Raw genomic sequence first — 23,408 nt, 5'->3', positions numbered from 1 at the left:
TTTTGTCCCCCCTTGTAAGGTCAACATTTCATTTTTAATTCACTAAAAATACGTTCTAATAATCAGCTTGATAAAACCCATCAGGCCTTCACGATAAATCACCTGATATCTTTCGTAATCTCGAGTTACCTTTTGTAAATAGTTCCTGGTTTCAGGGAAGGGAATGTAGTCAAGGCCAACACCATCATAGCTGTATTCTGGATTAGCAAGCCATTTGGCAACATTACCATTCCCTGCATTATAGGCTGATACCATCAACTCAAGCTTACCATTAAATTGATCCTTTAATATACTTAAATACCAGCATCCAATTTTTATATTAAGGTCCGGCTCGTACAGCCGTTCTTCACGATAATCGGCTATTTCAAGTTTTTCAGCAGCCCACTGGCCGGTAATGGGTGCAATCTGCATCAATCCTCTGGCCTCTCTTTTTGATATAGCCTCGGGATTAAATTTACTTTCATTTCTTATAATCGCAGCCACAAGGTATGGATCAACCTCGTAGACCGTTGCATATTTTTCCACTAGCTCACGATAGTGAAATGGATATACTATATTGAGCACCCATCTGCCGCTGGTAATAATGCCATATACCAATACTATCAAAAAAAGTAAAATTCGAATCCGTCTACCCATTTTAATAATCAATTACTATCCCTCCGAAAGGTCATTCCCTAGCTATCTCGTGCCATATTTTCTTCACTTGTTCTTTTAACGTCTCTACATTACCGGAGTTATCTATTATCCTATCTGCAAATTGCTTTTTTTCTTCAAGGGACATTTGAGAGGAAATTCGATTTTCTGCCCCCTCAATTGTCAAGTCCTCCCGCTCAATCAGCCGCTTTAGCTGGGTGTCATGGGGCACTGCCACAAGCCAAACCTCATTAACCAGGTTTACAAGGCCCATTTCAATCAGCAACGCTGCATCTACTATTATAACAGGATTTACCGAATTTTGCTTATGCCAATTTATTTCAATTTTAATTTTTTCAACAATCCTTGGATGGGTAATTTCATTGAGTTTATCCAGGGCTTCCTCATGGTTAAACACATATTCTCCTAATTTCTTTCGATTAAGCTCTCCATTGGGAAGAAAATATGCTTCACCAAAGTAAGCCCTGATCTCCTCCAGGGCAGTGGATCCAACACCAACAATACTTCTGGCAATATCATCTGCATCTATAATCACTGCTCCAAGCTCTGATAATAGGCTTGATACAGTACTTTTTCCACTGGCAATGCCGCCTGTTAAACCAATTACCTTTTTCATGGCCGTGCATCTCCTTACTTTGCTTCATACCAGTTATCACCAAAGGATAAATCTACCTTAAGGGCTGCCTTCAAGTCTACAGCCTTTTCCATGGCGCTCCTAACAATTTCAGCAACCTCATCCCTTTCCTTATTAGGCACCTCAACGATCAACTCATCGTGAACCTGTAAAATCAATTTTGCAGTATAATTGTTTTTCTTTAACTGTCGATAAACCTCTACCATAGCAATTTTAATAATATCTGCTGCACTTCCCTGGATAGGGGTATTCATAGCCATTCTTTCGCCAAAGCTTCGTATATTAAAATTACTGGATTGCAGCTCAGGCAAATATCTTCTGCGTTGAAGCATCGTCAATACATAACCCTTCTCTTTGGCCGATACAACAATCTCCTTCATATATTTTTTAACCGAAGAATATTTCTCTAAATAGCTGTCTATATACCTTTTTGCCTCCACCCGGGATATTTTTAAGTTCTCACCCAGGCCAAAGTCGCTGATTCCATATACAATACCAAAGTTTACAGCCTTTGCACTGCTTCTCATGGCGGAGGTGACGGAATCCATGGGTACATCAAATATTTCAGATGCGGTACGGGTATGAATATCCTGATTTTTCTCGAAGGCATCCAGCAGATTTTCGTCTTCTGAAATATGGGCCAGCACTCTTAATTCAATTTGTGAATAATCTGCATCAATAAATTGATAACCTTCCTCTGCAATAAATACCTTTCTTAATTGTCGGCCCATTTCAAGTCTTACAGGAATATTTTGAAGGTTAGGCTCTGTACTGGATATTCTCCCGGTGGTGGTGACTGTCTGATTAAAGCTGGAATGAATTCGCCCGGTCACAGGATTAATGATATTTAATAGACCATCTACATAGGTACTCTTCAGCTTCATCACCTGTCGATACTCTAATATTTTGGGAATAATTTCGTGGCGCTCCTGCAGCTTTTCTAAGACTTCAGCGTTGGTCGAAAAGCCTGTTTTGGTTTTCTTAATAGGGGGCAGACCCAGTCTTTCAAATAGAATTTCCCCCAATTGCTTGGGTGAATTAATATTGAAGGGTTCACCGGCCAGCAGGTAAATGTCTTCAGTGAGCTGATTAATGATATTACTAAATTCTATTTCCAATTTCTTAAGCATATGCTTATCGACCTTAATGCCGTAGTATTCCATGACAGCCAATACCTCTGCCAGGGGAAGCTCCACCTCATAATAGAGCCTCTCCACATTAAGCTCCTTCAGTCTTTCACCTATGGGCTCCTTCAGGCTCAGTATTGCCCGAACCTGTTGCCCCAAATATTGATGAAGGGAATCTTCTTCAAGGACAGCATAGGTTATTTTGCTTTTTCCCTTACCCAAAAGGGCTTCTTCATCCAATATATCCTCATTTAAATAAAAGGCTGCAAGCTCTTTCAATTGATAGGTCGACTTAGCAGAATCAATTAAATATTCACCGATCATGGTATCGAAGCTAATATTTTTAATCTCGATACCCTGGGTTAAGAAATGAAGGATCTCCTTTTTAATATCATGGCCCAATTTTTCAATCTCCTCGTCCTCCAGTACTTCTTTAAGGGCCTCCATAGCTTCCTCTCTTCCCAGCTGATCAAAGGACAGCGCATAAACCTGTTCTGGTACAGCTGCAAAAGCAATAGCAATTATCTGATCCGTAATAATGTTCTCTTCCGTTGTGACGGTTTTAAAGGCCATTATTCCCCTTTCCTTTACTTCTGAAAGGGCTTGCTTTAAGGCTACCATATCATTAATAACAATTGCTTGCTCTTCTCGAACCGCTAAATCTGCCTTTTGCTCCTTTGAAAAACGACCAACAAGGCTATTAAATTCAAACTGCTTTAATAGTTTAACCAGCTTCTCATAATTTACCTCACATCTTTTTAACTGTTCTAAATTAAATTCCACAGGAATATCTGTGATAATGGTTGCCAAGCGCTTGCTCAAAACAATATCTTCAATATGATTGGCAATTTTTTCTCGGAGCTTTGCTGCGGAAATTCCTTCGTAATTCTCAATTAGGTTTTCTACAGATCCATACTCCTTGACCAGCTTAATGGCAGTTTTTTCTCCTACCCCAGGGACTCCCGGTATATTATCTGACTTATCTCCCATTAAAGCCTTTACATCAATGAATTGCAGGGGTGTTACCTCATATTCCTCAAGCATTTTCTCCTCGTCATAAATTTCAAGACTGGATATTCCCTTTTTGGTGAACAGTATTTTGATCTTATCTGAGGCCAACTGTAGGGCATCCCGGTCTCCAGTAACAATCAGGCTTTCAATATCCCTTTGCTCACAATACCTACCCAGGGTGCCAATCAAATCATCAGCTTCAAATCCCTCCAGCTCAATTCTAAAGATGTTCATGGCATCCAATAGCTCCTTCAGTGGCTGAACCTGCTGTCTAAGCTCATCGGGCATACCCTTTCTTCCAAGCTTGTATCCGCTGAATTCCTTATGTCTAAAGGTTGGCGCCTTCAAATCAAAGGCCACCCCAATATACTGGGGATCGTATTCATCTATCACCTTCAACAGCATTGTCGTGAAACCGTAAATGGCATTGGTATACTGGCCTGCTTTGGTAACAAGGGGAGGAAGGGCATAAAAAGCTCTATTTATCAAGCTGTTTCCGTCTATAATAATCATTCGTTCCCGCTTCATTCTCAATCATCCCTTCATATCAGTATTACGAATATTTTAACATGTATTCATTCCATAGTAAAATACCATCTCTCGAGATTGTGCAAATGGTGTTGAAGATTTCAGCCCAGTATAAAATTATTTCTGAAAAAATCCCATAATGCCTTACACCATTTTAAAGCTATTACATATGATATAGAGATGAATAAATTAGAAGGAGGGGGCTATGGAAAAAGAAAAAATGGCACAAAAGCTAAAAGAGGGAGTTTTAGATGAACTGGATAAACATACCAACTTCTCCAAACTTCTGCTTAACTCTGACGATGATATTGTAATACAAAATGGTAAATGCCGAATTAAAGGTAAAAACAAAAATATTAAGCTGGTATTATGTGATGTCGTGATCAATACTGATCAATGTCATCAAAATTATGCCTTTAAAGATGATTTTGGGGGTGATCCTATAAAAGAAGACCGTTTCAATGAAGACTATTTTTCAAAAAATCCAGAGATTGATGAGGAGGATGATGACTTACTAATTGTGGAGGAAGGAGATTTATTAATTGTTGTAGATGATGACGACTATGATGATGAGACTTCAGAGTTTGAGGCTGAGGAAAAGGAAGCATTTCATCAGGATAGCTGCTTAGAGGGAAAAGACCCTAAAGAGGACGACCACAGTTTTGATTGTGATGACCGTTTGGATTGTAAAAAGGAGGATTTATTTATAAAGGAAGGTGAGGAAGTTATTAAACGATATGATCGGTCCCTTTATAAAAGAATTGAGGCATTGGAAGAAAAGTTTTTGGCACAGCAGCAAAGAGTATCAGAATTGGAATTAGAAAGTAAAGAAATACGTTGTTGTATTCCAACTAATCGGGTCTCAATACCCCGGATAAAAAGAAGGAAAAACTACATAATAAAATGTCTAGAGGAGTAGGCGATACCTACTCCTCTGAGGTTGAAAAACATAGTAAAAGTGGCATGAAAGACCCTAAAATAGCAGTATGCTGCAATATGTAAAGAGTAGTGACTGAGTCTGTCAAGAAATTGGTGTAAACATTCCGAAGTTCATATATACGATTAAGAACGAGGGGGGATTAGAATCTCCCCTCAAAATGTATGCTTAACTGACCGATAATCTTAGCCCAATCCCTAGTCCGCATCGTCCATTTCTTAGTGATATCAATCATAGAAAGATAGAGCATTTTTAGGAGAGAATCATCCGTAGGAAAAATGCTCTTTGACTTCGTAACTTTGCGGAGTTGTCGGTTAAAGCTCTCGATGGCGTTTGTTGTATAGATAAGCCTTCTAATTTCCTTCGGATACTTAAACATTGTAGAAACTTCATTCCAATGATCCCGCCAGGGTTTAATAGCAATGTAGTATTTTTCGCCCCATTTCTTATCTAGCTTATCTAGGGCATCCAGGGCGGTTGCTTCATCAATAGCCGTATATATGGGGTTCAAATCCTTAATAAAGGCTTTTCTATCTTTAAATGATAGATATCTTGTTGAATTTCTAATCATATGAACAATGCATCGCTGTACTTCAGTTTGGGGAAAAGTAGCTTCAATAGCTTCCTTAAAGCCTACTAAGCCATCAATAGAAGCGATTAGAATATCTTCTACACCTCGATGCTGCATATCACTAAGTACCTTAAGCCAGAATTTACTGCTCTCGTTCTCACCAACCCACATACCAATGACATCCTTCATGCCATCCAAATCAATGCCTATGATGATATAGACCGCTTTGCTAACGATCTTCCCGTCCTGACGGACTTTGTAGTGGATTGCATCCATAACAAGATGGGCATAGATTGGCTTAAGAGGGCGCTGCTGCCATTCTTTGATAATAGGCATGATTTTCTCAGTGATTTGAGAAATCATTGCAGGAGAAACGTCTATTCCATAAAGATTTTGAAGATGATCCTGAATATCTCGTACAGTCATGCCTTTGGCATACATACTGATTACTTGGTCATCGATGCTTGAAACATCCCGCTGATTCTTTTTTACGATAGTAGGTTCAAATTCACCGATCCGATCACGGGGAACTTCGATTTCAACTTCTCCATAATCAGAGCGTACCTTTTTAGAACGTTTACCGTTTCGAGCGTTATCAGTATCTTTATTCTTAAAATCATATTTGCTATATCCAAGTTCATGATCCAGCTCAGCTTCAAGCATTTCTTCAATTAAGTCCTTAAACTGTTCCTTAAGTAAAGACTGAACATCAGAAATATCCTTGAGTTTACCTTCTTTCATGAGTTCCCTAACTTTTGATTTGTCGATTAATCCTTTAAATGACATAATGGTGTACCCTCCTTAGTGATATTTTTATTTTATATCAACCTCGAAGTTTACACCATTTATTTTACACTCTCTAGTGACTCACTATTAAAACAACTGGGCTATTTATTAATCGAGTAGGAGAGATAATTATTTTATCTACCGACCTCTCACACCATCAAGCATACCGTTCAGTACTTGACGCTTCATTAAGTTGCTTGCATTTTCTGATATCTAGCCGATAGGCTAATATAAGTTATTGAGTTGTAATATTCACTGGTAAGATTTTTTAGATAGAGTTGGGCTGTTGGCTATTCGCCAGTAGCCTTTTCTCGTGGTTCCCCATTCGTAGACTTTTAGAATTCTCCTGTTTTAAATTCACTTGAATATTTTGTATTCATTTCGCATCATCTCCTTGACTTTATTTTGGTCAAGGGTATGCGCTTCTATTATACTGCTCTAGCTTTACCTCTATAACCGAATATGTTTTCCTCCTGAGACTATCCTGCGATTTCTACTCCATCAAATAATTCTTCAATTGCCGTATCATTCACATACACTTGATAATCCACTCTAGTAAATTTAATACGAACCATTTCTTCCTCTTCCGTTACAAAATACATATACTCTGTATTATCTGTGGCTATAGGATAGAATTTTTTATTCTCTTTTAATTTCTTATTCGTCCAGGCTTCTCCCTTCTTCACCTCTACAACCAAAGCCTTTTTTAAAGTGATATACCTTTCATCATCATTTTTAATCATAAAATCCTCTATGGCACTTAGCTTCAAATTAGATGTAATCTCATATTTACAAGTTCCGTACCAACTTCCAAACAGATTTATATAATTTTCGATAGTTAAAGTATCTGTTGTAACGGAATTCGCAGCGATATTACCTTCAATTTCATCTATATTAATAATATCCATATCCTTATCTATCTGACATAGATATGTTTTGCTAAAATCATTACTCCACCAAACATTAAATAGTAGGCCTATCTTACCTTGTTCTTTTTGTAATAAATATGCATCTCCATATGACTCTGCTTCAACGATTTCTGTTATTGTATCATTAATCGATATAGAAATTGCTCTATAATCGCCATCATTACCTTCAGGTGCATTGATTGATATTACATCTTTCTCACCATCAAGATTAATGTCAAAATCAATCTTTTTATTGAACTCTATTTTTTTGCATACATCATCTATGTCTGTTTGTTTGTACCCCTCCTCCATTACGGTTAAATCAGATTCATTCATTGGTAGAGCACATCCATTACTACCGAGCATCATACACAAAATCATCCCTATTAATGTTATTCTCTTCATATACTATTCCTTCCCTTTTTTCTTCATTCACTAACTCAGTTAACATTATTAAAAATCACATTATATTCGCTATACCGATATCCTCCATGATATGCTACTAAGCAAACGGTATGCTATGTTTTTATCTAATAATTCTTCCTGCTCCAGCTTAGCATCTTCATTTAGCGGTACCATCCCCTCAACGAATAGCATCAATTTACTGATATAACACCCTTGCCCTTAGCTAGTGGTTCCCACCACCAAGCCCACCGGGCTTTCACCGCCAAGTTATCGCCCATGCTTGGCGCACAACTAAGAGGAGTAGGTGATTACCCACTCCTCTATTGTTGACTAGTAATTATAGATTACCTGTACCTGAGCTCTAATTTCCAGCTCTCCGGAAGAAATAGCTGTATCGACTTTTGCCAAAGATTCTTGAGTTACATCCAGATAGTGCCCATAAGCTGGTTCGCCATAGCTATTTTCAATTACCTTTACAGGCTTTCCAATTTTAACTCCCAGGGTGCTGGCAACTGTTTCTGCCTTGCCGCCGGCATTACCGATGGCACTCTTTAGAGCTTGATTATAGTATTTGCTGCTATCGGCGACGGTAAAGCGAATGCCGTTAATTTGATTCGCTCCATTTTTACTGGCTGTGTCTATAATTGACCCTACATTTTCGATTTTACGAATGGTCACTTCAAAAATATTAACTACCTTGAAATTACCATCGGTGGGCTTACCGTCAGGAGTATTATAAAGTCGCTCTCTATACATATTATAGGATGCTGTTTTTATATCCTCTTCTTTGATGTTCAGCCCCTTTAATGTTTCCATCAACTGTTTGCTGATCTTTGAATTTTCTTCCTGGGCTACCTTCGAGTCTTTATTGCTGGTTTCAACACCGATGTTAACTACTGCGATTTCAGGCTTTACCATTACAACTCCAACGCCATTGACTGAAATTTCATTTGCTGTAGTGTCTGCTTCAACTGTTGAAGCAGAAAAGCTGCCGATGAAGAAAAAGCTGATCATCGCCAAAGTTAAAATCGAAACCATCATACCTTTGTGAAGCAATGTTTTTTTCATTTTAAATCCTCCTTTTCTTTACTTTTTTATATATTATAAAGCCTATTGGAAGCCCTATAACCGATAATATCAGTATAACCGGGATCATTCCAAATAGCTTGATAAACAAAATCTCGCCAAAGTATATGATTCCGTTGACGGATTGAATAAAGCTGTTACGAGCCTTATTCCAGAGTCCATCGTTACTGGCTTTAATTTTTGCATTGACTTCCTTTACCTCTTCGATTTCCAACTGAATCGTAGACAGCGTGATCAGCTGGTCATAGCCCCTTAGGGCTGTCTTGGCACTATCTATTCGTGTTCTCACTCGATTTAACTCTTTTTCTATCTGCAAAATATCTTCAACGGCCTCAGCCCTCTGTAAAATTTCCCTTAAACGCTCCTCTTGAAGCTCAAGATTTCGAGTTTCGGTCTCCAGGTCACGATAGGTGATTGTAACGTCTTCAACATTAATGTTTTCATTTACAACTGTCCCCATCCCCCTTAAGGCTTCGAAAACACTTTTGAACTGATCCTTGGGGATACGAAGGGTTAAGTTGGCAGCCCTAAGGGATTCTTCAGGATTTTCTCGATTTAATAATCGATAGTAGCTTTCAGATTGCTGTACATACCCATTATATTTTTCCACCAGGGCCAGCACCTGCCCATGAACCTGGTCAAAATTGTTGGTTTCCAGCCATAGGCTTCCCTTTTCAATTAACTTTCTGGTCTGATCATTCGCAACTGCCATTTCCTGCATTTCATTTTCATCTATATTTTCATTTAATGTCATTGAAAGCTCTTGTTGACTGCTTTTTTCCTTTTCTAAAGCTTGATTATTCACATCCCCATGGCTTTCATTGACAAAGCTATCCTGCGGCATTACCTCTTGCTCTGGTTTTCCACCACTTATTCCAAATGACCTGCTGTCTTCCGCCGAAAAGCTATGGGGGCCTGCCTGATCCATACTGATATTAAAATTGCCTCGATTTAGGAATGAAGCTGAAAAAACTAATATGACTAATCCCGCCGCCACAGCACTCCAGTTAAGCCATTTTTTTCTTTTTGGCTTCGCTTCTATCTGCTGAAGCTTTTCACGGAGGGAAGCAGTAAAGTTGTCTGGCAGTTCAATTTCATCTACTTCGTTTATAGACTCAACAATCAATTGTAGATTCTTTAATTTCATTTTACACTCCTCACAATTTTCAAGATGAGCTTCAAAGCTGGTTAATTCTTCCTTAGACAACATATGATCAATGTATAATGAGCTATATTCTTCAAATTTTCTGCAATCCATTTTACCCCTCCTTTCAAGCTCGCTGCAGCTTCTTATTTAATAAAACCTTAAGACTGCTTCTGGCCCGGCTAATTCTGGATTTCACCGTTCCCTCTGAACACTTTAATATCTCTGCTATTTCATGGTAGCTAAATCCGTTGATATCTCTCAAAATAATAATTTCCCGTTGATCTACGTTTAACTGATTAATGGCATCATGTATCATTCTTTTAATTTCATTCTTTTCAAATAAATACTCCGGAGTATTCATTTCATCGGCCACTTCAAGTTTATACATACTTTCGCCCGTATCGTATTCTCGATCCAGGGAAACAATTACGGCCTTTCTGTTTTTACGAATATAATCAATACACGAATTGCTGACGACTGAATAAACCCAGGTGGAAAAGCTGCTTTTCCCCTGGAAGCCTGCTATAGACTTATAAATCTTTATCATTGCCTCCTGGGTAACATCATTTGCATCCTCTAAATTTCCCAACATTCGATAGGCGATATTAAAAGCTTTTTTCTGGTAAGGCGCTATAAGTGCTTCAAAGCTTGAGATATCTCCCTTTTTTACCTTCTCTATTAAGGAGATTTCCTGTTGATTCAAGTGCTTCACTCCTTTCATCTGCCCCTTCATCAATTTAGACGGGGCAATTAGCAAATAGTTCCTATAAATTTTTTAATCTTTTTATTGACTCTTTAAATGTACACATAAAAATAATCAGCTTCCATTCACTGATTATTTTTGTATAAATTCACCTGTTGCTCTGGCCGGAATGGGTAAAAGAAACTTTCAAGTAATTGCCCATCAATTTTACAATAGTAGAACAAGGCATGATGCATAAATTGATTTTTAATTCTATATCTTAAGTCGGTCATACGTATCAGCACCCTGTCCTTCCCCCGCTCTATCATATCAATATACATCAGGGGTGTAAAGCGACTAAAATAAATTCCAAGCTCTTCCCTTAGTGATCTTTGAATAAGGGCATCCCTTATCTTTTTTAACCTTCTTAAGAAATTTGTCTGACTTCCCAGACTTGTAATTTCTCCCACATGGAAAAAGTCTTCTGTCTCAACGACAAAGTCCCATTTCAACGGGTGAAAGGCAGCCGGCATGACGTTAATCCTAAGAATACCCTCCCTGGCCAGTAGCCCCTTGAGCCGCCCCTTCAAACGCCATTGATCCCAGGCTCTGGCTGAAAGATACAAGATAAATAGAAAGACAAGCAATCGGTTTTCTAAAGGATGGATTTGTCTTCGAAATATCCGGTAGCAGCAAATGGCAATTAACACCGGGTCGTAGATCATTAATAAATTCAGCGAATACTTTGTTTTTTTGAATGGATATAGCAGCGCTACCCCATAGGAATTCAAAAAATCAAAAAGGATATGGCTTAACCCGCCAACTAATGACCAAAGAAAAACCTGAATCCCATTCATAGATGGAAAAAACAATGATAAGCCCAGGGTAATAGCCAGCGATAGTCCTAAAACCCCGGGTATAGAATGGCTTTCCACCCGATGATGGTTGTAATAGGCATAATCTCCTTTAATTTTAGCGATAATATCTAAATCAGGGGCCATGGCGCCTATTACAGCTCCCAGGCAGGCCGGGCCAGTAAAGACTGTAACGTTCTGGCTGGCATACAGGGTTAAGCCAATTAATCCATGACTTAGTGGATCCAAGGACCCTCCCCCTTTCTTTTTTTAAACTAATTTTTCTTTTACATTATAACAAGGCTTCAGGGGAAATTATAGTTGTATTATTTTCTATTAATTATGTGTTGACACTATTTTAATTATATGTTATGATTAATTTCGTCAAGTTCACGAGCCGTGGTGGCGGAACTGGCAGACGCAGCAGACTCAAAATCTGCCGATGGCAACATCGTGGGGGTTCGATTCCCTTCCACGGCACCAATAACAAGAAGTCCTGAAAAGCTTGCTAAAAGCCTTCAGGGCTTCTTTTTTATCTTTTTTACTTGATTAGAATCAGATGATCGGAAGCATAAAGATGTATATAAATTATAAAGTAAAATTTATAAATCATATAAAAGCACGTGTTATTTAAGCATAAAGTCTCTTAGGTAATTGAAATAACTATTATCTATGCACAAGTAGAAAGACTAGTTGCCAAATATTATGCAACTTATTTTGCAAACGAAGTGAGCTCCCGTAGACCGCTAGGCAACGGACTTTCATTGATCCAGGCCTCAACCGTTTCATTAAACAGGTCGGGTTGGGCCAGCGGTATACCGTGCTTGACTCCTGGAAACATAATTCCTTTGCAGTTTTGATTTCCCCGCACAATTTCTAGGGCAGAGTTTTTCATTATCCTTTTTTCCTTTTGACCTACGGTAACCAATATCTTGGCTCTGGCCTGCTTAAAATTCTCGGGTAAAGTATAGGCCATATTTTCCTTTAAAACGTTGATTAACGTTTCACTCTTTATTCGCTTTGTTTCAGAAAAGTACGTTTCAAAATATTCATTTCCAATCGACAGTTCCTTTGCTTGCAGTCGAGCAAATGACCTGTTTCTCACCAGGAAGGATGTGGATTTGACAATAGGAGCGATTAGGCTTCTGGCAAAGGGCATAGGTCTTACTAGGGCACTATTGATAACAGCATAATCTATCAGATCAGGCCTTAAATTCAGAATTTCCAACGTAATTTGTGCACCTAACGAAAAACCCACAACGATCACCCTCTGTTCACTGGCCTTCTCGATTCGTTTGGTTAGCTCCTGCGCACTTCCCCTTATAGAGAACCCAGAACCCTCCTCACCTTGTCCATGCCCGGGCAAATCCGGCACCAGAACATGGTAGTTCTGGCTAAAATACCGTATCTGTTTGTCCCACATCCAGCCACTAACCCCTCCACCGTGCAAAAAAACAAGAAGGTTCCCAGTTCTATTCCCAGACCCTTGAACAAACATCTTATGTGCCTCCATTTTCTTTGACATTGATGGCGAAATTCTTCTTCATCTCGCTATATATTTGTTTTACCATATTTCCTTCAAAATTTCCATTGGATTACTGCTTAAGATTCTTTGGGTATTTTAATCGGCAGCAGACCCCTGATATTTGCAAGAACCATACTGACAGCTTCACCACCCAATTACCTAATGCCAAGTCGTTATAAAGGTTTAGTTACTGCTCGGCAGCCGGATTTACTTCATTATTTAAAATAAAAAAATCTCTCTGAAATAAGGGATCAAAATATATTATTTAAATTTTTGTTTAACTTTAGCATCAATATGATATAATATAAAAAAGGTAATCGGCCCCGCATGGTGCGGTTGCCACTATTAGGATTAAGTTTTATTAATCACTCTGTAGTGGTGTACAGGGTGATTACTTTTTTCGGTTGTTATTCCTATCTAAGTAGGAGATAAGCGATATGAGAAACGAACCGAATGCAATCATTAAATAGATTGCCTGATAGGTCTCCATTCGCACCACCTCCTTTCTTTTGTGAGAAAGCAAGTGGCAACCGCACCCTGCATTAACCGATATACCTTTAAATTTAATTCTACCATAATTTATTTGAAATGTTACTATATACCCCCTATTTATTTTCTTATCAGAGCATCTCCACAAAAAATATAGCTTGGAAAAGTATGCAGATATGACTCATCAGAATCCTCAGATTCTATTGATGAAGAAGCCAACCTGTTCTTAATTTGAAACAGATGGCTCTATAATGTGATACTTTCGCTTTTACATTTATCCTTTAAACCTTTTAGGATTGTTTGGAAACCATCCTTTTTCCACACTCTTTACTTGCTCGAAAAGTTCATGAATACTCCATAAAGAGAAAATCCCAATACAGCTAAAAAAGATGATATAAAAGAAATTTTACCATTCGCAGCAACCGCTTTTGTAGTTCCACCATATTCTGAAAGATACTACCTTTTGTCAGGGCTCCAAAGCAATCTAATTTACTCATATTGAAATCAAGATGAACATTATTTAGTCTATGCTGATAGTAAACGTAAGTATTAGTAGAATCAGCTTTTCATCAAGTATCAGCAGAGAGATCTAGTATTAACAAGGTAATATTGGGTATAAAAACTTGATATAGGTTTTTAATGGTTTATAATGTTGATAATAAAGGTTTTATTATTTATGAATTATATAATTAAATGGGAGGTGAATGGGGAGAACTTCTTCCCTAAAGATTATGTGCTATGTTTTGGAAGTAATAACTAAAAAAGAAGTATCTAAAGATGATTTAGATTCATACCAGAAAGATTATGGAATAACTTTCTATAATAAGACTAGAAAAATGAACAATCCACAAAAAGGAGCTTATTACTATGCCGTCTTTTCTGGTGGGTGTTCATGTAACTTATATGGCTTGAAAGGTGATTATAGTAGTTGGCAAATAATGGAGTTCTTTAAAAAATATGTTGAAGAAGGAAATATAACTCTATTTTTCATATGGCAGGATGATCATTATAATAGTAAAATATGCTATGATCTTCACTCTTATATTGATAGTCCTAAGAATAAAAAAGTTACATTACCTATAAGTGAGTTTTTAGATGTTTTTATGACAAAGGACTTTGATGGTGAAAATATTATCTATACTATTTTCAATGACCAAAGAGATTTATTAACCTTGGATATAAGTTAAAGTTGGAGCAGTACCCTTATATTCTCTGCTCCTAAATCTATTTCTGATCAACACATCCGTTAGAGTGACAAGCTCCATATTGGTCAAAATCATAGAAACCAATAGTTCTATATAAAGTATGGCCAATATGGAGTAATTACTCTCAGCAAACATGAACCCTATAATCCTATAGTACCAGGAAATTTTAGAAAAACAACAATAAATACACCTAATAATATTAAGGTATAGGCTGCTTCAATTTTATTTCCTGCCTTAGTACCTGTGCTCATTATAGGCACCCTTAAATTAATATTTAATGCTTTATATATTACTTTGTACAGACGATTCTTTCGTAATTTTTTGTGTAATCCTAGCTTTCTCAATATCCTGGGTATAATAGAAAGGGGTACCCCTTCCTTCGTGAATATGTCAGCTAAATAAAGATGGCTAAAGTAGCCAATAAAAAATGGTACGAAAATTTGCTCATAACCCAGCTGCTTCCCTAGATAAGCAACCGAAATATTCATCATCACAAACCCCTCTATTGAATGTAAAAATGTCCTGTGGGGGAATATGGCAACGCCAATAAGCACCATTCCAATGATGTAGGTGATGAGATCCCCTGAAGTATAATAATTATAGATCATAATCCCCAGTCCTGCCCCGCCATAGATCAGGGCCATCACTACCCTTTTGATTGCATTGAATAGTTTTCTATTCCCAGATAAAATACTGAAATAAAGATGACCAATAAAGGGAAATCTTTTGATCCACTTATCATTACTGCTTATAATCCCCAAGATAATTAACACAGTTCCCAAAGCTGAAATCACTGTTGGGGCCAAACTATGAAAATTAAAGCTATTATTGTATCTGATCAATATTACTCCCAAGCACAGAGAAAAGGCTAGCCGAACCAGCCTTTCCATCACTGTTTCCATTAACCCCAAAACATAATTTGTAACCCCTACAGCAGGATTGTGAACATTGATAAGACTGTGCTGACTGTCTGCATCCGGTAAAAGGGCGGCTATTCCGGCAATGAGAATATTCATCATTGAAAGCCTATTGGTTCTATAGATATAGGGTAAAAAAGCAAAGAATGGTGCTGTTATAAGGATGCAGTAACTCAAGATTCCTATCTTGAAGTGTGTTTTTCCCATCATTTCAATCTCTCCTCTTATTTGTTGCGCAATTATACTGGTTAATAAAGGAACTGATTTGTTTGCTGTATTGATACAGAGACTCTTACAATTTTACCAGATTTTCGACATAAATCGAAGAAATTTATAATATTTTAGGAAAGAGAAAAAATCAATAATGAAGGGGAATACAATAAGCTTAAATAATGATTAATAAATAAATGGAATAAAATTATCTTGGAGTCACTCTAAGCCTATACTTAAATGTACTTTATAATACAACTACTTTTCATCTGTAGATGAGGGGTTCCAGCTACAATTTATTACTGCAGGCGGGGTATTATGAATATTAGGTGGTGCAGGAATCAACTTTGGTCTTGGGGCATATGGTATCGGACAAGGGACATACTGGAATACACCTTCTCCATCCATACTTATGCCATTTGCCCAGCGGCCTGATGCACTTTCATCCCCTAACGAATTGTTGAAGAAAACATAAGACACTTCACGTTTTTCTAGATTTCGAGGGAAGGTACTTGGAACAACTACGTTTTCTTTAGCCTCAAGCTCTTTAATAGCAGCAATCCACTGATTCTGATGCATGGTATCCCTTGCAATCAACCATGCCAACATATCTTTTACACCTCGATCAGTTGTAGACTCATATAGTCTTACTGCCTGCAGCCTGCCCTGTGATTCTGCATTTAGATTTGCTCTGAAATCTGCCAGCAGATTGCCACTTGCAATAATGTAATTAGCACTCCACCGATTACCAACTGAATCTACTGGCATAGCGCCCAGTCCAGAAACAATTGCATGCTGTGGGTTCATCCCCCCTACTATCGCCCCAATTACGGGGTCTTTTACAGCTTCCTCCAAATCTCCTAATGGAGCCCCATCAAGAAGTCTGGCAATCATCGTTGCCAACATTTCAATATGAGCTAGCTCTTCCGTTCCAGTATCCATTAGTAAGTCTCTGTACTTTCCGTCTCCACGGACATTCCAGCCCTGGAATAAGTATTGTAAAGCAACAGATATTTCTCCAAACTGACCTCCAAGTATTTCCGTAGTTTTTTTGCAAATAGTGGATCAGGTCTTTCTGGCTTTGCATGATACTGTAATTCCTTTACATGATAAAACACTTTTTAACACCTCCTTAAAATAAAATTTAACTGTTGCTATTATGGCTTCTATTATTTTATGAATAGTAGAACCTAAGGGTGTATGTCTAAAAGCCTTTATTGTGTAGATTTTGACAATGAAAAAACCTTATAATTCAAACCCTGTCTACTCAAGAAACGATATTGCATATTTAAAGTAAAACTCCTCTGCAAAATAAAAACCCAGGTCCAAATAAAAAACCCTTCCAAAGAACATTCCTTGGAAAGGCTTCATAATTCCCCATGAGAAAATAATGAACAAGTGCTTCATTAAATATAACATCAAAAGATCTTTATTTTTGGGTAAGCAAATCGCCATTTTTCTTTTTAACTTTTTTCACAATATAGGTAGTTAATACAGGAACAAGGAAGGCTGTAATAATGGTGGAAGCGGCTACCTGTGCAGTGGCAATCTCGGCAAGGGACTGTAAATTAGGGTCTGCCAGGGCTAAAGCTGCCGGTGTTGCCACAGCATTTCCTGCCGTACTGGCTGCTGCCGCCCCGGCAATTCCTGTACCACCTGCAAGCCTATCGGATAAGATACAGGTAATACCAGTTATGACAACTGTCATTAAGCCCAAAATAATTCCTGGAATACCCGCTTGAACCACCATGCTGAAGTTAATCCCAGTTCCCAGCCCAAAGGCAAAGAACGGGATTAGCATATTTCCCCCAGCCCCTAAGAATTCCTTCATTTCCTTATCTAAGTTTCCTACTATCATACCGATTATAATGGGAAGTACAACTGCTACTAATGTCATAAAGGGAATTTGGGCCACTCCGGCGGCTCCTAGGGCAACCAGGGTAAAGAAAGGCCCATCATTTACAGAGATGATTGAAATAGCACCAACATCTGTTTCATCTCCGAATTCTCCTGTTAAAGCTACATAAAGCCCACTATTGGTATTGGTCATTGCAGCAATAATTGCCAGGGGGGCAAGTCCCAGGAAACCCTTTTCACCAAAGAAATGTTGAACCGCAAGGCCAACAGTAACCCCGGCCAAGAACTTTCCAAGGGTAATACTAAACCCCTTCTTTAAAGCCTTTGGTGCAGCATCGAAGCTCATTTGAGAGCCCATTACAAACAGAAAAACCCCCAGGATAGGCATGGCGCCCTTAGAGATGGCCGTGGTGAATCCCCCAATTTCAAGGACCTCAGGCCAAAGGGTATTAATCAATGCTCCCAGGAGTAGTGGTACTACCATTAGCCCCCCTGGAATCTTTTCAATCGTCTTTTTTATTTTCATTGGTTTGCTCCTCCCTAAATAATGTATCACCCTTTGAATATCGTATTCATAGGTTTTGTTGAAGAGGGCTCAAATTTGAGCCCTAGGCTATTAACAACGGTTTAGAAGGTCGGTGCACTTTTATAGATTGAAAACTCCCTATGACCAAGCTGCTCTGCCTTTGTACGCTTGCCATTGGCCACCAGAATAATCTCATTAAAGATTTCCTTTCCTACCTCCTCAATGGTTTTCGTACCTGAGACAATATCACCAGCGTTAATATCAATATTTGCCTTCATCTTTTCAAAGGTGTTGCTATTACCAGTTATTTTAATAACAGGAGCCAGAGGGTTGCCAGTGGGCGTACCTCGACCGGTGGTGAAAATAATGATCTGGGCGCCGCCCGCCACCATTCCAGAAATAGATTCTATGTCTTGGCCCGGAGTATCCATTACGTGCAGGCCCTTTTTAACGGGAATATCTGCATATTCCAGTACATCCTGTACCGGTGCAGTACCGGCCTTGTGCATACATCCCAGGGATTTTTCTTCAATAGAGGTTAAGCCTCCCGCTATGTTACCTGGTGTAGGCTGTCCTCCGCGGATATCTTCGCCCAGGGCTTTAGCCCTTTCTTCACAGTCCCTGACAAGCTTCAATAGCTTTTCTGAAACTGCTTCATTGATGGCTCGACGGGCCAAAACATGCTCGGCACCAATTAATTCAGTGGTTTCAGACAACATTGATGTACCGCCATTTTCCACCAAAATATCAGATGCCACACCACATGCTGGATTTGATGCCAATCCAGAGGTTGTATCAGAGCCGCCACATTCAATTCCCAGTATAAGCTCACTGACATCGAATTCCTCTTTAGGCTGTTGCGAAAGGAGCTGCCCATATTCTCGAGCAATTTCACATCCTTTGGCAAAGGCCCCCAGGGTGCCGCCTTCCTCTTGAATGACTACTGTTGAAACCGGTTTGCCGGTTTCCTTTAAATCCTCCGCCACTTTATAGGGCTCTACCCCTTCACAGCCTAGACCAACAACAATTACCGCCCCTGCATTAGGGTGTTTGCCCACATTAACAACGGTTTTATAGGTTAGCTTCGCATCGCCGGCAACCTGACAGCAGCCAAACTGATTGTTAATCACTGTACAGCCCTCTACCTTATTGGCAATTTCTGTTGCCACTTGAGTTGCACAGACACTGGTGGGCAATAACAATACATAATTCCGAATTCCAACTTTACCATCTGGACGTCTATAACCATAAAATTTCATAATCTATCCCTCCACAAATAATATTTTTAGCTGTTTAAATCGCCACGACCTCTAGCACTTTCGACATTATGAACGTGAACATGATCCCCAATTTTAATTTCCTTTGTTGCTTTTCCTATGGATTCACCATATTTAAGCACATGCTCTCCTATGGCTGCCTCTTTAATTGCAAATTTATGGCCAAAGGGGATATCGTCATTAACTACAATATCCAACTCCTTCTCACCAATAAACATGCTTACTTTTGTTCCCTTTTTCAAGTCAATGGTAGCCGTAGCCACACTGTCATTATTTTTAATGACAACAGCATTTTTTGCCATTTCTGCATCCTCCTTAATCAAATAATTTTCTTCACATAATGTATAACGCAAAATCTGTGCCAACTTTAAATGAACCTGATGATTTCCTGTTTTCAACTGTTTATTCATGGATACGAAAAAAACAAACCACAGATACTGCTGACTTTTACAGCATAACTGCGGTTTTTTTCATCACCTTAAATTTTTTTCAATGGTGGACCGATCAATACCAAGGCGTTTTGCAGCACGGCTTTTATTGTAGCCTTCCTGTTCCAGCACCTTTAATATCACTTTTCGTTTTATCTCCTTCATGGTTCCTTCATAGATTACGTGATCATTTTCAGGGGCTTCCAGGGTAAAATCCTCCTGTAGCTCCTCAAGTAAAAATTCGGCCTCAGCCATCGAAACGTAATCCTTGGTAGTGGACAATATTAATCTTTCTACAATGTTTTTTAATTCCCTTACGTTTCCGGGCCATGAATATTTTCCTAACAGCTCCATTACCTCTGGGGTAAATCCCTCCACCTGTCGGCCGTACTTTTTATTGATGGTACGAATAAAGGAATTAGCCAGATATTCAATGTCTTCTCCTCTCTCCCTTAGGGGAATCGTCTGCAGCTTCAAGACATTAAGGCGATAATATAAATCCATACGAAATTCATCCTGTTTAATTTTTTCCTTAAGGTCAGCATTGGTGGCCGCCACCACCCTGATATCTACAGGGATCATCTTATCGGAGCCCAGCCGCATCACTTTTTTTTCTTCCAGAACCCTCAAAAGCCTTCCCTGTAGATTCTTATCCATTTCACCTATTTCATCAAGAAAAATCGTACCATTATGGGCCAATTCAAAAAGTCCAATTTTTCCGCCCTTTTTGGCCCCCGTGAAGGCCCCCTCCACATAGCCAAACAATTCGCTTTCAAGGAGCTGAGGAGGCAATGCAGCACAGTTCACCGCCACAAAGGGCTCCATCCTGCGGGAGCTCAAGGCATGAATACTCTGGGCAAACATTTCCTTGCCGGTGCCGCTTTCCCCTACAATCAATACGGTAGCATCGGTCTTGGCAAAGCCCCTTGCAATATCAATCAACCTCTTCATCCGCTGATTTTTAGTCAGTATATCCTTAAAGCTATATCTGGTTACAAAGCCCTTGGCATAGAGGTTTTGACGAATTTTTTGTTCTGCCCCCTGGATGGTGGTCACATCCTGAAAGGTGGCAACAACCCCCTTGACCAGGTCATCCACCACAATGGGAATACGATTGGTCATAATATAGTCCCCATGGACCTGCTGTAATTTTTGAATATCGGCACTTTTACTTTCCAAAACCTCCATAATTTTAGTATTGGGAATGACCTCCTTAACTGGAAAGCCAATGACTTCTTCCCTTTTTACCTGAAATATCTCCTCTGCTGCAGGATTAATTACTGTGATGATCCCCGATTCATCTGTTGCCATCACTCCATCGTTAACAAAATCCAATACAGCCTCAAACCGTTTACTTCTCTCTTTTTCTGCCTCCCTTACCTGTAGAATGTGCAAGGCTTCATCAATTGCCTGGATAACAGCCTCCTTACCAGAGGTGATCAGATTCACCTTAACATCCAGGGCCGAGAGGCGACTCATAACGGTAGTATCACCCACAAGCATTTTAATGTTATACATCTGAATCAATTCGTAGGTCTCTTGTTGTACTCTGTTCCAATCAATGGTTTCTTCTTCACCGGGAATGATGATTTCTTTTATGGGTATATTCAACACCTTGCTTACCATCTTGCAGCCATCCACGACATTTCTATAGCCTACAATTCCAATGGTAGAGCTGGTATTTCTATAGGGGTACAGACTTTTTAAAATATCATAGCCTGTTACCCTGATTTCAACAACGGGGATATCTACATTCTTCCTTATAAAGGAAGCAGTCCCTCCCCGGCTGATAATAATTTGAGCCCCCTGCCTTTCAGCCTCTATTGCAGGTGTAATTCCGTCTTCTAAATTTCCCTGTTCTATTTTAAAATCAAATTCAGTTTCCCTTTTCACCTGCTGGGCCAGTTGTAGCAGCTCACTATATGGAGCAATCAAGCAGATTCTTTCCATTTCGTTACCTCCCATGACCTATATAAAACCTACATTATATTAATAGGTAATGTTCCCCATGGAATCATTATATATTTTCTTTTCATTGTATCATTGATTATGGATATGTACAAAAAATACAAAACCGCCACTTTTACTGGCGATTTTTTTGCATCTTTGATATTGATGAGGAATGGACAAGCATATTTTCAAGTTTTTTCACCGGAAAGGCGTTGCCATGGGCCGGAACGATTGTTTTAGCGCCGGCAGAAATCAGTTTTTGAATGCTTTTGTAGGTATCCTCCAGATTGTTGTAATAGATAGGCCGGTAATGTGTTCCGGTGAATTTCAGGAAGTTCATAGCGGCATCACCTACAAATGCCGTACCATCATCACACAGTACACTCATGGAATCCACTGAGTGTCCAGGTGTATACAAGATGTCGGCATCTATACCCAACCGTCGTAAAACCTGACTATCGTCCCCCTCTACAAGGGTATCGTCATCATTGATCAACACCGGAGGATATTGGAAGTTTTTGTGAAACAATTCAAAAATGGAGAATAAAAATTTCATACGTCGGGTTATGTAATAGCCTTCTTCCTCTTTGCCACTATCTCCCTGAGCCAATAGAGGCACGGATTTTTGCTGTATAATGAGGGGAATTCCAAAATCGTATTTCAATTTGATTGCAAAGCCCGAGTGGTCGTCATGGTAATGAGTCAATAATAGATGCTTAATTTGACCCATTGAAATACCTGCCTGCTCCAGTTTTTTTCTGAATTTCCCATAATCCGCCTCATAACCGGTATCAATCAGCAGATAGCCGCCGTGACACGGAACCAGGTAGACCTTGGTAATCCCAAGATTTAAGCGAATATAATTTTTCATAAGGACCCTCCATTCATAAAATACGAGTTATAGCTCTTGTTTGAATAATATCATAGTCTATTTTTCTTGTCAACAAACAAGAGCTTATGCTCTTATTTGTTGACCATACCCACTGATTATGGTAGACTGGTAAAAAAAGAAATGGTGGTGAGTATCAATGGGTGGGGGTAAGGTTCGGATTCCACAGCAAAAACGAAGTATTGAAATTAAAAATAAAATTAAACGAACAGCTCAAGTACTATTTTCCGAAAAGGGATATCACAATACCTCATCAAATGAAATTGTAAAGACAGCCGGGGTGTCCATCGGTGCCTTTTACTCCTATTTCAAGGATAAAAAGGCGTTATTTATTGAGCTTTTACATGAATATAATCAAAATATTGTTGCCCAGGTTCCGATAGCAACCTTACAGGATGACAACCCTCGAGTGTTGATCGAAAGGTACATTCTTGCAGTATTTCATGCCCACAGCTATTCCCCCGAATTTCATCGAGAGATCCTGGCTATGACCTATTGGGACAACGAGATAAAAGGTATCATTGACCACTATGAGTCGGCGATGATCGAGCAAATTGAAGGGTTTTTAAATCAAAATCGTACCCTTACAAAAATTACTGATTCAAGCCATGCCGCATATCTGATTTTCAAAAGTGTTGAGGAGGTTATACACAGTATACGTGTATTTGCCCATCCCTGTAATGAAGCTGCCCTGCTTCAAGAACTGACGGATATGATTTGTTCTTATGTGCTAAAGCAGTCCTGAGGGTATTCATTACCATATTCCCTATCTGTTCAAGACATTTGTAATAATTGGTACACGAAT

23 protein-coding genes and 1 tRNA gene are annotated in these 23,408 nt (G+C 39.0%); 4 read left to right on the top strand and 20 right to left on the bottom strand.

The features are described from left to right. Positions 1-42: 42 nt before the first annotated feature. From ACYQ1I_RS00265 to polA, 3 genes are read right to left on the bottom strand one after another with little or no spacing between them, the layout of a single operon-like run. Positions 43-648, bottom strand: coding sequence for a lytic transglycosylase domain-containing protein (locus tag ACYQ1I_RS00265; RefSeq protein WP_459761567.1), 606 nt, complete (start codon positions 646-648; stop codon positions 43-45). A 19-nt stretch (positions 649-667) separates the two neighbouring features. After that, positions 668-1,270, bottom strand: coding sequence for a dephospho-CoA kinase (coaE, locus tag ACYQ1I_RS00260; protein WP_459761566.1), 603 nt, complete (start codon positions 1,268-1,270; stop codon positions 668-670). A 14-nt stretch (positions 1,271-1,284) separates the two neighbouring features. Then, on the bottom strand, positions 1,285-3,954 hold the full coding sequence (polA, locus tag ACYQ1I_RS00255) for a DNA polymerase I (protein WP_459761565.1): 2,670 nt from the start codon (positions 3,952-3,954) through the stop codon (positions 1,285-1,287). 205 nt (positions 3,955-4,159) lie between these two features. On the opposite strand from polA, the gene ACYQ1I_RS00250 reads away from it, so the two are divergent. Beyond that, on the top strand, positions 4,160-4,873 hold the full coding sequence (locus ACYQ1I_RS00250; protein ID WP_459761564.1) for a hypothetical protein: 714 nt from the start codon (positions 4,160-4,162) through the stop codon (positions 4,871-4,873). A 160-nt stretch (positions 4,874-5,033) separates the two neighbouring features. Here the strand turns inward: ACYQ1I_RS00250 and ACYQ1I_RS00245 are convergent, their stop codons facing one another. The 7 genes from ACYQ1I_RS00245 to ACYQ1I_RS00215 form a co-directional block, all read right to left on the bottom strand. Next, positions 5,034-6,248, bottom strand: a complete 1,215-nt coding sequence (locus tag ACYQ1I_RS00245; RefSeq protein WP_459761563.1) for an IS256 family transposase — start codon at positions 6,246-6,248, stop codon at positions 5,034-5,036. 479 nt (positions 6,249-6,727) lie between these two features. Beyond that, positions 6,728-7,561, bottom strand: coding sequence for a hypothetical protein (locus ACYQ1I_RS00240; RefSeq protein ID WP_459761562.1), 834 nt, complete (start codon positions 7,559-7,561; stop codon positions 6,728-6,730). A 69-nt stretch (positions 7,562-7,630) separates the two neighbouring features. Then, on the bottom strand, positions 7,631-7,753 hold the full coding sequence (locus ACYQ1I_RS00235; RefSeq protein WP_459761561.1) for a hypothetical protein: 123 nt from the start codon (positions 7,751-7,753) through the stop codon (positions 7,631-7,633). Positions 7,754-7,891: 138 nt separating this feature from the next. Next, positions 7,892-8,629 carry an SIMPL domain-containing protein gene (locus ACYQ1I_RS00230; RefSeq protein ID WP_459761560.1) on the bottom strand — a complete coding sequence of 246 codons (738 nt, stop codon included), beginning with the start codon at positions 8,627-8,629 and terminating at the stop codon, positions 7,892-7,894. Position 8,630: 1 nt separating this feature from the next. Next, on the bottom strand, positions 8,631-9,905 hold the full coding sequence (locus ACYQ1I_RS00225; RefSeq protein ID WP_459761559.1) for a DUF4349 domain-containing protein: 1,275 nt from the start codon (positions 9,903-9,905) through the stop codon (positions 8,631-8,633). Positions 9,906-9,918: 13 nt separating this feature from the next. Next, positions 9,919-10,506, bottom strand: coding sequence for an RNA polymerase sigma factor (locus tag ACYQ1I_RS00220; protein ID WP_459761714.1), 588 nt, complete (start codon positions 10,504-10,506; stop codon positions 9,919-9,921). 116 nt (positions 10,507-10,622) lie between these two features. Then, entirely contained in the window at positions 10,623-11,579 is a 957-nt protein-coding gene (locus tag ACYQ1I_RS00215) for a metal-dependent hydrolase (protein ID WP_459761558.1), read from the bottom strand. A gap of 147 nt (positions 11,580-11,726) precedes the next feature. On the opposite strand from ACYQ1I_RS00215, the gene ACYQ1I_RS00210 reads away from it, so the two are divergent. Next, positions 11,727-11,813: transfer RNA gene (locus ACYQ1I_RS00210), tRNA-Leu, on the top strand. 229 nt (positions 11,814-12,042) lie between these two features. Here the strand turns inward: ACYQ1I_RS00210 and ACYQ1I_RS00205 are convergent. The 3 genes from ACYQ1I_RS00205 to ACYQ1I_RS00195 all read right to left on the bottom strand — a co-directional run bounded on the left by ACYQ1I_RS00205 (position 12,043) and on the right by ACYQ1I_RS00195 (position 13,696). Beyond that, on the bottom strand, positions 12,043-12,828 hold the full coding sequence (locus ACYQ1I_RS00205) for an alpha/beta fold hydrolase (RefSeq protein WP_459761557.1): 786 nt from the start codon (positions 12,826-12,828) through the stop codon (positions 12,043-12,045). A gap of 418 nt (positions 12,829-13,246) precedes the next feature. Further along, positions 13,247-13,345 (bottom strand): putative holin-like toxin, encoded by a 99-nt coding sequence (locus tag ACYQ1I_RS00200; RefSeq protein WP_459761556.1) that lies wholly within the window; start codon positions 13,343-13,345, stop codon positions 13,247-13,249. A 273-nt stretch (positions 13,346-13,618) separates the two neighbouring features. Then, positions 13,619-13,696 carry a DUF4491 family protein gene (locus ACYQ1I_RS00195; protein ID WP_459761713.1) on the bottom strand — a complete coding sequence of 26 codons (78 nt, stop codon included), beginning with the start codon at positions 13,694-13,696 and terminating at the stop codon, positions 13,619-13,621. A 379-nt stretch (positions 13,697-14,075) separates the two neighbouring features. Here ACYQ1I_RS00195 and ACYQ1I_RS00190 point away from each other — a divergent pair, with 379 nt between their 5' ends. Beyond that, positions 14,076-14,531, top strand: a complete 456-nt coding sequence (locus ACYQ1I_RS00190; protein WP_459761555.1) for a hypothetical protein — start codon at positions 14,076-14,078, stop codon at positions 14,529-14,531. 158 nt (positions 14,532-14,689) lie between these two features. On the opposite strand, the gene ACYQ1I_RS00185 is transcribed toward ACYQ1I_RS00190, so the two are convergent. The 7 genes from ACYQ1I_RS00185 to ACYQ1I_RS00155 all read right to left on the bottom strand — a co-directional run bounded on the left by ACYQ1I_RS00185 (position 14,690) and on the right by ACYQ1I_RS00155 (position 22,585). Continuing rightward, positions 14,690-15,676, bottom strand: a complete 987-nt coding sequence (locus tag ACYQ1I_RS00185; protein ID WP_459761554.1) for a metal-dependent hydrolase — start codon at positions 15,674-15,676, stop codon at positions 14,690-14,692. A 258-nt stretch (positions 15,677-15,934) separates the two neighbouring features. After that, the gene (locus ACYQ1I_RS00180) at positions 15,935-16,735 is read right to left on the bottom strand and encodes a manganese catalase (protein ID WP_459761712.1); all 801 of its coding nucleotides are present in this window, start codon (positions 16,733-16,735) and stop codon (positions 15,935-15,937) included. 370 nt (positions 16,736-17,105) lie between these two features. Beyond that, positions 17,106-18,059 (bottom strand): 2-keto-3-deoxygluconate permease, encoded by a 954-nt coding sequence (locus ACYQ1I_RS00175; protein ID WP_459761553.1) that lies wholly within the window; start codon positions 18,057-18,059, stop codon positions 17,106-17,108. Positions 18,060-18,160: 101 nt separating this feature from the next. Then, positions 18,161-19,318, bottom strand: a complete 1,158-nt coding sequence (locus ACYQ1I_RS00170) for a UxaA family hydrolase (protein WP_459761552.1) — start codon at positions 19,316-19,318, stop codon at positions 18,161-18,163. A 26-nt stretch (positions 19,319-19,344) separates the two neighbouring features. After that, positions 19,345-19,638 carry a UxaA family hydrolase gene (locus ACYQ1I_RS00165; RefSeq protein WP_459761551.1) on the bottom strand — a complete coding sequence of 98 codons (294 nt, stop codon included), beginning with the start codon at positions 19,636-19,638 and terminating at the stop codon, positions 19,345-19,347. 171 nt (positions 19,639-19,809) lie between these two features. Continuing rightward, positions 19,810-21,714: a sigma 54-interacting transcriptional regulator gene (locus ACYQ1I_RS00160; RefSeq protein ID WP_459761550.1), complete on the bottom strand. Its 1,905-nt coding sequence runs from the start codon at positions 21,712-21,714 to the stop codon at positions 19,810-19,812. Between the two features lie 133 nt (positions 21,715-21,847). Next, positions 21,848-22,585, bottom strand: coding sequence for an MBL fold metallo-hydrolase (locus tag ACYQ1I_RS00155; RefSeq protein ID WP_459761549.1), 738 nt, complete (start codon positions 22,583-22,585; stop codon positions 21,848-21,850). A 157-nt stretch (positions 22,586-22,742) separates the two neighbouring features. On the opposite strand from ACYQ1I_RS00155, the gene ACYQ1I_RS00150 reads away from it, so the two are divergent. Next, positions 22,743-23,348 carry a TetR/AcrR family transcriptional regulator gene (locus tag ACYQ1I_RS00150; protein ID WP_459761548.1) on the top strand — a complete coding sequence of 202 codons (606 nt, stop codon included), beginning with the start codon at positions 22,743-22,745 and terminating at the stop codon, positions 23,346-23,348. Positions 23,349-23,408: the final 60 nt, after the last annotated feature.

The sequence above is a fragment of the Alkaliphilus crotonatoxidans genome (genome assembly GCF_054658015.1).
Note: the sequence above shows the minus strand (reverse complement) of the source record. Positions and strands in the feature narration are given on the sequence as shown.